The 14,213-nt window shown below is 69.7% G+C and carries 11 protein-coding genes; 7 read left to right on the top strand and 4 right to left on the bottom strand.

The features are described 5' to 3' along the window. Positions 1 to 178 precede the first annotated feature (178 nt). A complete protein-coding gene (locus ABT004_RS33025) occupies positions 179 to 667 on the bottom strand; it encodes a ribose-5-phosphate isomerase (protein ID WP_351344308.1) in 489 nt (162 codons plus the stop codon). A 162-nt stretch (positions 668 to 829) separates the two neighbouring features. Between ABT004_RS33025 and ABT004_RS33020 the strand changes: the two genes are divergently transcribed. After that, complete coding sequence (locus ABT004_RS33020) at positions 830 to 2,257, top strand: amino acid permease (protein WP_351344305.1); 1,428 nt, start codon at positions 830 to 832, stop codon at positions 2,255 to 2,257. Positions 2,258 to 2,403: 146 nt separating this feature from the next. Here ABT004_RS33020 and ABT004_RS33015 read toward each other — a convergent pair whose 3' ends face one another. After that, on the bottom strand, positions 2,404 to 2,985 hold the full coding sequence (locus ABT004_RS33015; RefSeq protein WP_351344302.1) for a biotin transporter BioY: 582 nt from the start codon (positions 2,983 to 2,985) through the stop codon (positions 2,404 to 2,406). Positions 2,986 to 3,272: 287 nt separating this feature from the next. Between ABT004_RS33015 and ABT004_RS33010 the strand changes: the two genes are divergently transcribed. From ABT004_RS33010 to ABT004_RS32995, 4 genes are all read left to right on the top strand, one after another. After that, positions 3,273 to 4,637: an amino acid permease gene (locus ABT004_RS33010; RefSeq protein ID WP_351344299.1), complete on the top strand. Its 1,365-nt coding sequence runs from the start codon at positions 3,273 to 3,275 to the stop codon at positions 4,635 to 4,637. A 176-nt stretch (positions 4,638 to 4,813) separates the two neighbouring features. Next, on the top strand, positions 4,814 to 6,232 hold the full coding sequence (locus tag ABT004_RS33005; RefSeq protein WP_351344296.1) for an amino acid permease: 1,419 nt from the start codon (positions 4,814 to 4,816) through the stop codon (positions 6,230 to 6,232). A gap of 132 nt (positions 6,233 to 6,364) precedes the next feature. Beyond that, positions 6,365 to 7,006, top strand: coding sequence for a superoxide dismutase (locus ABT004_RS33000; protein ID WP_351344293.1), 642 nt, complete (start codon positions 6,365 to 6,367; stop codon positions 7,004 to 7,006). 139 nt (positions 7,007 to 7,145) lie between these two features. Continuing rightward, positions 7,146 to 7,367, top strand: a complete 222-nt coding sequence (locus ABT004_RS32995) for a hypothetical protein (protein ID WP_351344290.1) — start codon at positions 7,146 to 7,148, stop codon at positions 7,365 to 7,367. Here the strand turns inward: ABT004_RS32995 and ABT004_RS32990 are convergent. Beyond that, complete coding sequence (locus tag ABT004_RS32990) at positions 7,364 to 8,005, bottom strand: mycothiol-dependent nitroreductase Rv2466c family protein (protein ID WP_351344287.1); 642 nt, start codon at positions 8,003 to 8,005, stop codon at positions 7,364 to 7,366. The genes ABT004_RS32995 and ABT004_RS32990 overlap by 4 nt on opposite strands. 138 nt (positions 8,006 to 8,143) lie before the next feature. Here ABT004_RS32990 and pepN point away from each other — a divergent pair, with 138 nt between their 5' ends. Together pepN and ABT004_RS32980 are read left to right on the top strand one after the other, a co-directional pair. Beyond that, positions 8,144 to 10,729, top strand: coding sequence for an aminopeptidase N (gene pepN, locus ABT004_RS32985; RefSeq protein WP_351344284.1), 2,586 nt, complete (start codon positions 8,144 to 8,146; stop codon positions 10,727 to 10,729). 331 nt (positions 10,730 to 11,060) lie between these two features. Then, entirely contained in the window at positions 11,061 to 12,122 is a 1,062-nt protein-coding gene (locus tag ABT004_RS32980) for a hypothetical protein (RefSeq protein WP_351344281.1), read from the top strand. 8 nt (positions 12,123 to 12,130) lie between these two features. Here ABT004_RS32980 and ABT004_RS32975 read toward each other — a convergent pair whose 3' ends face one another. After that, complete coding sequence (locus tag ABT004_RS32975; protein ID WP_351344278.1) at positions 12,131 to 13,897, bottom strand: TIGR03767 family metallophosphoesterase; 1,767 nt, start codon at positions 13,895 to 13,897, stop codon at positions 12,131 to 12,133. Between the last annotated feature and the right edge of the window lie 316 nt (positions 13,898 to 14,213).

The raw sequence follows: 14,213 nt of genomic DNA, 5'->3' as shown, positions 1-14,213 counted from the left end.
GGGGCTTGATGGATCAAGCCCCGCCGGCGATCGACAGATCAAGTCCCGCGGCGCTTGGCGTTTCAAGAGCCGCGGGAGTTGGCATTTCACGAGCCGCGGGAGTTGGTATTTAAAGCCCCTGCGGCGATTGAGCAGCGGGGTCCGGGGCGGAGCCCCGAGGCGTCTAGCGCGGGTGGGGTCAGTCCTGCTGGGGGTGGTGGGGCGGGATCGCGGGGAGGACGCCGGAGGACTCGTAGGCCGACAGCATGTCGATGCGGCGCTGGTGGCGCTCCTCGTGCGAGTAGGCCGTCGAGAGGAAGATCTCGACGAACTTCGTCGCCTCGGCCTCCGTGTGCATCCGCCCACCGATGGAAACCACATTCGCGTTGTTGTGCTCACGGCCGAGCGCAGCGGTCTGCTCGCTCCAGGCGAGGGCCGCACGGACACCCTTCACCTTGTTCGCGGCGATCTGCTCACCGTTGCCCGAGCCGCCGATCACGACGCCGAGGGCGTCGGGGTCCGCCGCCGTCCGCTCCGCGGCGCGGAGGCAGAACGGCGGGTAGTCGTCCTGGGCGTCATAGATGTGGGGCCCGCAGTCGACGGGCTCGTGGCCGTGGGCCTTGAGCCATTCGACCAGGTGGTTCTTGAGTTCGTAGCCGGCATGATCCGAGCCGAGGTACACGCGCATGGGTCCGAGTGTGGCACGACACGCGCCGGGTAGCCGCGTCCGGGTGCCCGCCGCGCCCCTGGTCGTGCCCTTGACAACGATCCGGACTCAAAGCTTCCACCCGAGCCCCCGGGTGCGTTGAATGCGGACGCACGTTTACCGCGCAAACGTAAGGACCCGTGCATGACCACGCAGTCGTCCCCCACCACCGGGGCCCCATCCTCCGGTACGCCGCCCACCGGCGGCGAAGGTGACGGGCTCAAGGCAGGGCTGAAGAACCGGCACCTGTCCATGATCGCCATCGGCGGTGTCATCGGCGCCGGCCTGTTCGTCGGCTCCGGCTCCGGCATCGCCGCCGCGGGACCCGCCATCCTCGTCTCGTACGCCCTCGTCGGCGCGATGGTGGTCTTCGTGATGCGGATGCTGGGCGAGATGGCCGCCGCGCGGCCCTCGTCCGGTTCCTTCTCCGCCTACGCCGACCAGGCGCTCGGCCGCTGGGCCGGTTTCTCCATCGGCTGGCTCTACTGGTTCTTCTGGGTCGTGGTGCTCGCCGTGGAGGCGACCGCCGGCGCGAAGATCCTCAACAACTGGATACCCGGCGTCCCGCAGTGGGGGTGGGCGCTGATCGTGATGGTCGTGCTCACCGTCGTGAACCTCGCGGCCGTCGGCTCGTACGGAGAGTTCGAGTTCTGGTTCGCCGGGATCAAGGTCGTCGCGATCGCGGCGTTCGTGATCGTCGGGCTGCTCGCCGTGTTCGGGGTGCTGCCGGGGTCGGACAACCCGGGCAGCGGTCTCGGGCATCTCACCGATTCCGGTGGCTTCTTCCCGAAGGGGCCCGGCGCGATCCTCACCGGTGTCCTGATGGTCGTCTTCTCCTTCATGGGCTCCGAGATCGTCACGCTCGCCGCCGGTGAGTCCGAGAACCCGCAGAAGGCGGTCACCAGGGCCACGAACTCCGTGATCTGGCGTATCGCCATCTTCTACCTGGGCTCGATCTTCGTCGTGCTCACGCTGCTGCCGTGGAACGATCCGTCGATCGTCAAGGAGGGGTCCTATGTGGCCGCTCTGAACTCCATCGGCATTCCGCACGCCGGGCAGGTCATGGACGTCATCGTGCTGACCGCGGTGCTGTCGTGTCTGAACTCGGGGCTGTACACCGCTTCCCGTATGGCCTTCTCGCTCGGGCAGCGCGGTGACGCGCCGAAGGCGTTCGCGAAGACCACGTCGCGGGGTGTGCCGCGGGTCGCGATCCTCGGGTCCGTCGTCTTCGGGTTCCTCGCGGTCTGGTTCAACTACCAGTGGCCGGACACCGTCTTCAACTTCCTGCTGAACTCCTCCGGAGCCGTCGCGTTGTTCGTGTGGCTCGTCATCTGTTTCACGCAGTTGAAGATGCGGGGGATGATTCTGCGGGATCAGCCGGAGAAGCTGGTCGTCAAGATGTGGCTGTTCCCGTATCTGACGTGGGCGACGATCGCGGCGATTTCGTTTGTGCTGGTGTACATGTTGACGGATGACGCGGGGCGGGAGCAGGTTCTGCTGTCGTTGCTCGTTGCGGCGTTTGTGGTTGTGGTTGCGCTTGTGCGCGAGAAGGTGCAGCGGCGGAACGCTTGAGTGGTGCGGTGGTCCGGGGTTGACGTCTCGGGGCGCTGCCCCGGACCCCGCTGCTCAATCGCCGCAGGGGCTTGATTGGCCCATCCGCCGCGGGGCTTGAAAGACCTGCTCAATCGCCGCAGGGGCTTGATTTGGTTGAGGGGCCTCTACTTGTCGGCGAGCTTCCAGGCCGTGGGGAGGGCGCCCATTGCCAGGGCGGCCTTCAGGGCGTCGCCGATGAGGAACGGGGTGAGGCCCGCGGCGATCGCGGCCGTGAGGCCCATGCCCGTGGACAGGGCCAGGTACGGGACGCCGACCGCGTAGACGATCGCCTCGCCGAGCAGGAACGTGCCCGCGGTGCGCAGCATCGAGCGGTCGGCGCCGCGCCGGGCGAGCGCGCCGACGGCGGCCGAGGCCAGCATCAGACCGATGACGTAGCCGAACGAGGCCATCGCCATGCCCGAGCCGCCCTCCGCGAACCACGGCACGCCGGCCATGCCCGCGAGCGCGTAGACGGCGAGCGCGAGGAAGCCGCGGCGGGCGCCGAGCGCGGTGCCGACGAGCAGCGCGGCGAAGGTCTGTCCGGTCACCGGCACCGGCGAGCCCGGGATCGGGATCGCGATCTGCGCGGCGATGCCGGTGAGGGCGGCGCCACCGACGACGAGTGCGATGTTTTTGGCGCGGGAGGCGGGGAGAAGGTCGGCCAGGACCTTGCCCGGGCGGGCGGTCGTGACAGCGGCGGTGCTCATGGGGACTCCGCGTTCAGTGAGAGGACCTTGCGGTCGGGCAGGACAGGACGGGACTTTGTGACGCTATCCCAGGGGAGTTGGGCCGATCACGGTCGCCGGTCGACAAAGGGGCCCACGCCGTGTTGGTGGACTCCGAACAAACAACGGCGCGTACACCCCGTACAAGGTGATGCTCGTCACTGGGAGAGTCCGTTTTGCGTGCGGAGGTGCTTGAACGGGAGACTGTAGGTTCCCGCCAAACCGCGCACGCCCGCGCGACCAGCACATCCGAGATCGGCTGAAGCTCCATGCCCCCCACGCACGACGAACCACTCTCCGCGGGGCTGAAGCAGCGCCACCTCACGATGCTCGGCCTCGGCGGGGTCATCGGCGCGGGCCTGTTCGTCGGCTCGGGCGCCGGTATCGCGGTCGCGGGGCCCGGCATCGTCGTCTCGTACCTGATCGCGGGCGCGCTCGCGATGCTGGTGATGCGGATGCTCGGCGAGATGTCCGCCGCGATGCCCGCGTCCGGTTCCTTCTCGGTGCACGCGGAGCGGGCGCTCGGCAGGTGGGCGGGGTTCAGCGCGGGCTGGCTCTACTGGTTCATGCTCGTCGTGGTGCTCGCCGTCGAGGCGACGGGCGCGGCGCAGATCGCGAACGGGTGGGTGCCGGGCGTCCCGCAGTGGGCGTGGGTGCTGCTCTTCATGGTCGTGTTCACCGTCGCCAACCTGACGGCGGTGAAGAACTTCGGCGAGTTCGAGTTCTGGTTCGCCGCGCTGAAGGTCTTCGCGATCGTCGCGTTCCTGATCCTCGGCACGCTGGCGATCTTCGGCATCCTGCCGGACACGGATCCCGTCGGCCTCTCCCATCTGAGCGGGGACGGCGGGTTCCTGCCGCACGGCTGGGAGGGCGTCGTCTCCGGAGTGCTCGCGGTCGTCTTCGCGTTCGGCGGCCTGGAGGTCGTCACGATCGCGGCCGCCGAGTCCGAGGATCCGGCCCGCTCGGTGGCGCGCGCGGTGCGCAGCGCGGTGTACCGGATCCTGTTCTTCTACGTCGGTTCGATGCTGGTCATCGTGACCGTGCTGCCGTGGACCGAGCAGAAGGCGGGGATCAGCCCGTACGTCACCGTGCTCGACTCGATCGGGGTCCCGTCGGCGGCGCAGATCATGAACATCGTGGTGTTCGTGGCGCTGCTCTCCGCGCTCAACGCCAACCTCTACGGCTCTTCGCGCATGATCTTCTCGCTGGCCGAGCGCGACGAGGCGCCGAAGTCGCTGCTGAAGGTGAGCGGTGGCGGGGTGCCGCGCCGCGCGGTCCTGGCCTCGGTGGCCTTCGGGTTCCTCTCGGTCCTGCTCAACCTGGAGTGGCCGGACACGATCTTCCTCTACATGCTCAACTCGGTCGGCGCGGTGCTGCTGTTCGTGTGGGCGCTGATCGCCGTGTCGCAGCTGCGCCTGCGGCGGCGCATCGAGCAGGAGGCCCCCGAGCGCCTCGTGTTGCGGATGTGGGCGTTCCCCTATCTGACCTGGGTGGCGATCGCCGCGATGGCGGCCGTCTTCGGCCTGATGCTGACCGACGCGACGGCGCGGCCGCAGCTGCTGTGGTCGACCGGGGCGACGCTGTTCGTCCTCGCGGTCGCGGGCGTACGGGAGTTGCGCGCGCGGCGTGCCTGAGCGGTATCCACACGTTCACCGAACGTCGACATGATCATTGCGGCGTGTGAGCGTCGTGTCCGTATACCGGAAACCTATTCCCTATGAGCGGGCCGGGCACGGACACTGTGGCGGTTTTACGCACCGTTTACATCAGGGCCGACAGGACCGTCACCGCTACTGAACAGGGCACACCCATGTCTCGGAACTCAGCGCAGTCCCCTGCGGAGGGTACGGACGCGCGACCGGACGAGCAGGCTCCGGCCGAGCCGTCGCTGTCGCACGGCCTCAAGCAGCGACATCTTTCCATGATCGCGCTGGGCGGCGTGATCGGCGCGGGCCTCTTCGTGGGCTCCGGCACGGCGATCGCCGCCGCGGGCCCGTCGATCATCCTCGCCTACGCGATTTCCGGCGCGCTCGTCATGCTCGTGATGCGCATGCTGGGCGAGATGGCGGCCGCGTACCCGGCCTCGGGTTCGTTCTCGGTGCACGCCGAGCGGGGCATCGGGCCGTGGGCCGGGTTCACCGCCGGCTGGTCGTTCTGGTTCCTGCTCTGTGTGGCCGTCGGCCTGGAGGGCATCGGTGCGGCCGGCATCGTGCACGGCTGGGTGCCCGGGGTTCCGGAGTGGGCCTGGGTGGCGCTGTTCATGCTGCTGTTCACGGTCACGAACCTGTCGGCCGTGAAGAACTTCGGCGAGTTCGAGTTCTGGTTCGCCGCGCTCAAGGTCGGCGCGATCGTGCTCTTCCTCGTCATCGGCATCCTGGCCATCCTCGGCGTGCTGCCCGACGCCGACGCCCCCGGCATGTCCAACCTCACCGGCCACGGCGGCTTCATGCCCAACGGCACGGAGGGGTTGATCGTCGGCCTGCTCGCATCGGTCTTCGCATACGGCGGCCTCGAGACCGTGACGATCGCCGCCGCCGAGTCGGAGCACCCGGTCCAGGGCGTCGCGAAGGCGGTCCGCACCGCGATGTGGCGCATCGCCCTGTTCTACGTCGGGTCGATGGCGGTCGTCGTGGTCCTGCTGCCCTGGACCGCGAAGGAGATCCCGACCAAGGGCCCCTACGTCGCCACGCTCGACTACCTGGGTGTCCCCGCGGCCGGCCAGATCATGAACGTGGTCATCCTCGTCGCGCTGCTCTCCGCCATGAACGCCAACATCTACGGCGCCTCGCGCATGGCCGGTTCGCTGGTCGCCCGCGGCATGGGCCCGAAGGTCATCGGCAAGGTCACGGGCGGTGTGCCGCGCGCCGCCGTCCTGATGTCGGCCGTCTTCGGCTTCGTGTGCGTGCTGCTCAGCTACTGGCGCCCCGACGACATCTTCGCCTGGCTGCTCAACACCATCGGCGCGATCATCCTCGTCGTCTGGTTCTTCATCGCCGTCTCGCAGCTGGTGCTGCGCCGCAAGCTGGATCGGGAGGCGCCGGAGAAGCTCGTCGTGAAGATGTGGGCGTACCCCTACCTCACGATCCTGGCGCTCGTCGGCATGGTGGCCGTCTTCGTGCTGATGGCCCGTGAGCACGACACCCGGGTCCAGCTGTACTTCTCGGGCGGCCTGGCGGTCGTCCTCGCGGCGGTCGGGTACGCGCGGCAGAAGTTGGCCGAGAAGAAGTAACCGCAACGAGCTCAGCACGAAAGGACCCCCGGACCACTTGGTCCGGGGGTCCTTTCGTTGCGGCCGACACTCCTGCTGTTAGCCTGCACTTGCAATAGAGTTGCAATAAGCAGTCGGAGGGCACGGAGAGACATGGCCACGTACACGCTTCCTGAGCTTCCGTACGACTACGCGGCGCTTGAGCCGGTCATCAACCCGCAGATCATCGAGCTGCACCACGACAAGCACCACGCGGCGTACGTGAAGGGTGCGAACGACACCCTCGAGCAGCTGGCCGAGGCGCGCGACAAGGAGTCCTGGGGCTCCATCAACGGCCTGGAGAAGAACCTCGCCTTCCACCTCTCCGGCCACATCCTGCACAGCATCTACTGGCACAACATGACCGGTGACGGTGGCGGCGAGCCGCTCGCCGCGGACGGTGTGGGCGAGTTGGCGGACGCGCTGACGGAGTCCTTCGGCTCCTTCGCCGGCTTCAAGGCGCAGCTGACGAAGGCCGCGGCCACCACGCAGGGCTCCGGCTGGGGCGTCCTCGCGTACGAGCCGGTGAGCGGGCGGCTCATCGTCGAGCAGATCTACGACCACCAGGGCAACGTCGGCCAGGGCTCGACCCCGATCCTCGTCTTCGACGCCTGGGAGCACGCGTTCTACCTGCAGTACAAGAACCAGAAGGTCGACTTCATCGAGGCGATGTGGCGGGTCGTCAACTGGCAGGACGTGGCCAAGCGGTACGCGGCCGCGAAGGAGCGGGCGTACAACCTGCTGCTGGTGCCGTAGCCGGCGCCGCGTGATGCGTCCCGCCTCGTGATCGTCTTCTCAACCTTCACGCCTGGCGGGCGGAAAAGGGACGGGCCCCCGTGAGGATGTGACTCACGGGGGCCTGTCGGTACGGGTGGTTCCGGGGGAACGTCATGGCATGGCGTTCACGCAGAACCTGAACTGCGAAGGGTGCGGCTCCTACGAGGAACACGTGCACCTCACGAAGACCCAGGAGGAGTGGCTCCGTACGAAGAAGCCGGAGCTGACGCGTGCGGAGAGCCACACCTACTGGAAGTGCACCAAGAAGGACTGCCGCACCTTGCGGCACCGCTGGAAGGCAGACGAGACGTACACGCTGCCGCCTCCCGAGGAGGACTAGTCGAAGATCGGGCCCACCGTGCGCGTGCGCTTGATTTCGTAGAAGCCCGGGACCGAGGCGACGAGGAGCGTGCCGTCCCAGAGCTTGGCCGCTTCCTCGCCCTTGGGCGCCGGGGTGACGACCGGGCCGAAGAAGGCGACCTGGTTGCCGTCGGCCCCCGGCACCGCGATGACCGGCGTGCCGACGTCCTGGCCGACCTTGTCGATGCCCTCCTTGTGCGAGGCCCGGAGCTCCTCCTCGTACTTCGTGCCGTCCCAGTGGTCGAGGAGCGAGGCCGGCAGGCCGACCTCGTCCAGGGCGCCGGCGACGGCCTCCTTCGTGGGGCCCTCGCCGCGGTTGTGGATACGCGTGCCGAGCGCCGTGTAGAGGTCGCCGATGACCTCCGGGCCGTGCTCCTGCTGCGCGGCGATGACGACGCGGACCGGGCCCCAGGCCTTGGTGCGCATCATCTCCTGGTACTCCTCGGGCAGCTCGTCGACGCGCGGCTCGTTGAGCACCGCGAGGCTCATCACGTGCCAGCGGACCTTGATGTCGCGGACCTTCTCGACCTCCAGGACCCAGCGCGAGGTCATCCAGGCCCAGGGGCACAGGGGGTCGAACCAGAAGTCGACGGGGGTCTTCTCATCCGTGGTGGACATGGCTCTCCTCAAGGTTCACCGGGTGGTCTCGGCTGCGGCAACGCGGTCCGCGCCCGGTCCATTCCCCGATGTCCGGTGTCTCAGGCGCGTGCGAGGATCGTAGGCGGCTGAACAGTTACGTCACGAAGGAGTGCCGCCGTGCCCGGTGAGAATCTGTCCCGCGACGAGGCCCGCGAGCGGGCGGGTCTGCTGTCCGTCGACGGGTACGAGGTGGCGCTCGACCTGCGCTCCGCGGTCGGCGACTTCGCCGGCGAGGGGCCGCGCACCTTCCGTTCCGTGACCACGATCCGGTTCCGGTCGAACGAGGCGGGGGCGGGTACGTTCGTCGATCTGATCGCGCCGTCCGTGACGGCCGTGTCGCTGAACGGCGAGGACCTCGACCCGGCGGCCGTGTTCGACGGCAACCGCATCCAGCTGGAGAGCCTGGCGGAGGACAACGAACTGGTCGTCGACGCCCAGTGCGCCTACTCCCGCACCGGCGAGGGCATGCACCGCTTCGTCGACCCCGAGGACGGCGAGGTCTACCTCTACACGCAGTACGAGCCCGCCGACGCGCGGCGCGTCTTCGCCAACTTCGAGCAGCCCGACCTGAAGGCGCCGTACCGGTTCAGCGTGCACGCCCCCGAGGGGTGGACCGCGTGGTCGAACGGTACGGGCGAACTGGTCGACGGTGTCTGGCGGTTCGCGGAGACCAAGCCGATCTCGACGTACATCACGGCGGTCGTCGCGGGCCCGTACCACTACGTGACGGACTCGTACGAGCGCGTGCTGGAGGACGGGTCGAAGCTCGTCGTCCCGCTCGGCGCGATGTGCCGCAAGGGGCTCGCCCCGTACTTCGACGCCGATGACGTCTTCACGGTGACCAAGCAGGGCCTCGACTTCTTCCACGACCACTTCGACTACCCGTACCCCTTCGGGAAGTACGACCAGGCCTTCGTGCCCGAGTACAACCTGGGCGCCATGGAGAACCCGGGGATGGTGACCTTCCGCGAGGAGTTCATCTTCCGCGGGAAGGTCACGCAGGCGTCCTACGAGCGGCGCGCGAACGTGATCCTGCACGAGATGGCCCACATGTGGTTCGGCGACCTCGTCACCATGCGCTGGTGGGACGACCTGTGGCTGAAGGAGTCCTTCGCGGACTTCATGGGCGCGTTCTCGATGGTGGAGGCGACGCGGTTCACGAACGGCTGGATCACCTTCGCCAACAACCGGAAGTCGTGGGCGTACCGGGCGGACCAGCTGCCGAGCACGCATCCGATCACGGCCGACATCCGGGACCTGGAGGACGCGAAGCTCAACTTCGACGGCATCACGTACGCCAAGGGCGCCTCCGTACTGAAGCAACTCGTCGCGTACGTCGGACGGGACGCGTTCCTGGAAGGCGCGCGGCGGTACTTCAAGCGGCACGCCTACGGGAACACCGAGCTGGGCGACCTGCTGTCGGCGCTGGAGGAGACGAGCGGTCGCGACCTGGGCGCCTGGTCGCGGTCCTGGCTGCAGACCGCGGGCGTCAACTCCCTCACGCCGCAGGTCACGTTGAACGCCGAGGGCCGGATCACCGAACTCGCGGTGGTGCAGGAGGCGGCGGCCTCGCATCCCGAACTGCGGCCGCACCGGGTGGCCGTGGGCCTGTACCGGCGTGCGGCCGGGGGCGCGGTCGAGCGGTACGCGCGCGCCGAGTTGGACGTGGACGGGCCGCGGACGGTCGTGGGCGAGCTGGCCGGGGCCGAGGCTCCGGACCTGGTGCTCGTCAACGACGACGACCTCACGTACTGCAAGATCCGCTTCGACGAGGGCTCGCTGGAGACGCTCCGGGAGCACCTCGGGGACGTGTCCGACCCCCTGGCACGGGCACTGTGCTGGACGGCGCTGTGGAACGCGACGCGCGACGCGTTGATGCCGGCGCGGGACTTCATCGACCTCGTGCTGCGGTTCGCGGGCCGCGAGTCCGACATCGGGGTGCTCCAGACGCTGCACGGGTGGGCGCGTTCGGCGCTCGTGCACTACGCGGCGCCCGAGTGGCGCGAGGCCGGTGGGCGGCTGCTCGCCGAGGGAGCGCTCACGGAGCTGCGGGTCGCGGAGCCGGGGAGCCAGCACCAGTTGACGTGGGCGCGGTTCTTCGGAGCGGTCGCCTCCAGCGAGGCCGATCTGCAGTTGCTGCGGGGGCTGTTGGACGTTTCCGGTGGCGCGAAGATCGACGGGCTCGACGTCGACCAGGAGCTGCGGTGGGCGTTCCTGGAGACGCTCGCGACGTACGGGGTCGCGGACGAGGGCGTGCTCGCGGCGGAGCTGGCGCGGGACGACACCGCCTCCGGCAAGCGGCACCAGGTGCGGTGCCTCGCGGCGCGGCCCTCGGAGGCCGTGAAGGCGCAGGCCTGGGCGCAGGTCGTGGAGTCGGACGCGTTGAGCAACGCGCTGGTGGAGGCGACGATTTCGGGGTTCCAGCAGCCGTCGCAGCGGGGGCTCACCGCGGGGTATGCGGAGAAGTACTTCGGTGTGATCGAGCGGGTGTGGGGGGAGCGGTCGATTCAGATCGGGATGGATGTGGTGCGGGGGCTTTTCCCCGGGTTGCAGGATTCTGCGGAGACGTTGGGCGCGACGGATGCGTGGTTGGCCTCGCATGAGCAGGCGGCGCCTGCGTTGCGGCGGCTTGTGCTTGAGGCGCGGGACGACCTGGCGAGGTCGCTGCGGGGGCAGGAGTGTGACGGGGGCGCGGCCCGGTAGTCGGAGGTGTCGCGCGGCGACGGGGCTTCGGGGCTCCGCCCCGGACCCCGCGCCTCAAACGCCGGCAGGGCTTGAAAGATCGTCTCAAACGCCGGCGGGGCTGGAAATGCCGATTGAGCAGCGGGGTCCGGGGCGGAGCCCCGGGGCCGGGGCAGAGCCCCGGGGCCGGGGGGGGCGTGTTACCGAACTCTGGCAATCGGGGCCGTAACCCGGGGTTCGCCTGGGGTTTTCGGCAAGTGGAGAGGGAACCTTTAGGGCGACGATGTCCGGAGTTTCCTACGGGGGTGTAACAGCGGTTAGAGGGGGCGATCCGGGCGGGAATGGCCCGGTCATGAACCAGAACACCCCCGCCCCGCTGTCCCCCCGCCCCCTGCGCCACCTCACCCAGAACCAACGGCAGTTGATGAGTTCGGCGCAGCTGAAGGCACACGGCGTGGGCGCCGCCGCCGTATCGGAGCAGTGCCGGGCCGGCGGATCCTGGCAACAGTTGCTGCCGGGCGTGTATTTGCTGCACCCCGGCCCGCCCAGCGACGAGGAGCGGCTGCACGCCGTGCTGCTGTACTCGGGGCGGGCCCCCGAGCGGCGCGGCCGCCCGGACGGCGTGCCGGCGCAGCACACCCCCGACCGCGCGCCGTACTCCGACACCATGGTCACCGGGCTCGCCGCCCTCGCGCTGCACGGCTTCTCCGGCGCTCCCCCGCTGTCCTCGCTCGACCACATCGACGTGCTCGTCCCCCGCACCCGGCGGCTGCGCTCCACCGCCTTCGCGCGGCTGACCCGGACCGCGGGGCTGCCGACTCCCGTACAGGTGAAGGGCGTTCCGGTCACTCCCGTGCCGCGGGCGCTCGCCGACGCGGTGGCCCGGCTGTCGGACGCGTCCGCCGTACGCCGACTGCTCACCGCGGCCGTACGGGGCGCGCACTGCGAACCGGCCGCCGTCGTACGGGAGTTGTCGCAGGCCCGACTGCTGACCAGGCCGCACGTCGTCGACGCCGTCGACTCACTGCTCGCCGAGGGGCGGACCATCGCCGAGGACCGGCTGTACGCGATGGTGCGCGAGCACTCGCTGCCCGACCCCGTGTGGAACGTGGACCTGCGCCTCCCCGGCGGCCCGCACCTCGGCGGCGTCGACGCCTTCTGGCCCGACCACGCCGTTGCCCTGGAATTGGACACGCGGGCGACTCGGCAGGGCCCTCGACAGGAAGGCGACCTGCTCTGGAGCGAGTACGCCCGTAAGCGCGAGCACCTGGAGCGGCTCGGGATCACGGTCGTACACATCTCCCCGAAGAAGCTGCGCGAGTCGGCCGAGCAGCAGGCCGCCATCGTGCGGACGGCGTTGATGGCTTCCGGCGACCGGGACCCGGCGGCGTATGTCGTGGTGCTGCCCCGGTGAGATCGGGTTCAGGTCTTCCGCAGCACGAGTTCGGTGTTGCGGTCGCCCGGGGTGCCGGAGAGGGTGGCGCGTGAGCCGGGGGCGTTGAAGGAGAGTTCACGGTAGAGGGCGGCCAGGCCGGTCTGCGTGAGGTCGGTGAAGTCGGTGCGGTGCGGGGCCGAGGACTCGATGAGCGTCGTGAAGACGGACAGTGTGCCGTCGTGGTTGTCGGCGACCTCGATGATGCGGGCGAGCTGCGGGAAGTCGACGTGGGAGGCCGTGGAGATCTCCCAGAAGCCGCCGCCGTCCCCGGAGTGCGGGGTGATGTCGTTCTTGTGGCTGTGGCCGTTCACCCAGGCGAGTACCGGGCGGTGGGACACGAGGACGGACGTCAGCTCCTCGCCGCCGTGTCGGCTTTCGCCGGGGTGATGCGGGTCCTCGCGGAGGTTGCGCATCGTCTTGGAGGTGTGGTGGGAGAAGACGAGGACGTGATCGCCGCGCCGGTCCGCGGCCTTCAACTCGCGTTTCAGCCAGTTCAGTTGGGACGTGCCGATCGAGCCTTCGTAGTGGCCTGCCGGGTCCGTGGTGTCGAGGCTGATGCCGAGGACGTCGTCGGAGATCCGGAACGCGTAGTGCTGGGTCACGTCCGCCAGGTTGGCCTGGGTGTAGCCGTGGCCGATCGGCCCCGGGCCCATGTGGGCGGGGTCGAGGTGGGCCGCGAGGTACTCGGTCGGGGTGAACGGGGCGCGTGCCTCGTCGGGCGTCACGCGGCGCATCTTCCGCCGGTGCGAGACGAGGAGTGCCTTGAACGCCTTGCCCTTCGGGTCGCCGCCGCTCCGCACGTTGTCCCAGATCGCCTTGCCGGTGGCGGTGTCGAGGTCCATCAACTTGCGGCCGCCCACGGCGAATTCGGTGAAGTACGGGTCCGCGGGCGCGTAGCAGCCGCCGGGGAGTGAGTCGTGGTTGCCGACCGTGGAGTACCAGGGGAGGTTCAGCCCCGGGCTGCGCAGTTCGGAGATCGCGGCGGCCAGGAAGCCGGGGATGCGGGGGAAGCCGTGGTCCCGCTTGTCGCCGTCCCGGACGGCGGCATCCGGCTGCCAGTAGAGGGGCAGGCCGCTGTTCTGGACGCCCTCGTAGTGGCGGGGGTCGCCGGTGTTGGGGCTGATGCGGCCGCCGCTCATCGCCTTGAGGAACCAGTCGAGTTCGGAGCGGGCGTTGTTGTCGGTGTTGTCGCCCGTCGTCATGACGAAGTGGAGGGGCGAGGCGGTGACGGGGGCGCCGCGCAGTGCGTTGACGCGCTCCACGAGGGCTACGGCTCCGGCCACGCTCAGCGCCTCCTGCGGGCGCCAGGCGCTGGCGGTCTGCGACCGCAGGTACTCGTAGCGCAGGGGGTGTTGTACGTCGACCAGATGGAGGTCGGTGAACTGGACGAACGCGGCGAGTGGCTTGCGCTTGGCCTCGCGGGCGCCGCGGGCGGGGCCGAGTTCGGTGCGGACGACGCGCTCCCAGGCGGGTCCGTCGCCCAGGCGCCGGTAGCCGGGGCCCGCGGCGGAGGTGGCTGTGGCGACCGCGGCGAGGGTGGTGCCGCGGGAGTACGGGGCGAGGGGGGCGGCCGGGGCGCTGCGGGACATCGTCCGGGCGGGGGCGGCGGCGGGGCGGGCGGCGGCGCGGGTCTCGCCGAGGGCGTATCCGATCCCGGCCGAGAGGGTGACCGCGCCCGTCGCGGTCAGGAATGCGCGGCGGTCGATCTCTGCGGTGGCGGCGACGGCTTTGGTGACAGAGCGTGTGCGCGGCATGGCGCGGTCTCCCCGAGTGCGAACGCGTCGACAGTGACGGCCGGGCGGGTCCGGTCGGATCGCCCTTCCGTACTGGATCGTTGGCAGTGGGGATGACCTGTGCGTGAACGGCGACGCAACGGGTGGCGCCGATCACGTACGTGGATCTAGGGCGGGGGGTGGGGGCGCCGCATCGCCACGCGGTGGTGGGCGCCGAGCGCTCCGCCGGTCACTCCGTGTTCACCTTGCGGGGAACGGGGGCCGCACCGGCGTTACGGCCTCGGGGGGGGGGGCGGCGCGTCCCGGCGCGCGCGCGAGGCGGGGGGGGGCGGTGGCC

The sequence above is a fragment of the Streptomyces sp. NPDC002790 genome (assembly GCF_040295505.1).
Taxonomy (GTDB): domain Bacteria; phylum Actinomycetota; class Actinomycetes; order Streptomycetales; family Streptomycetaceae; genus Streptomyces.
This window is presented reverse-complemented; position numbering and strand designations above follow the sequence as displayed.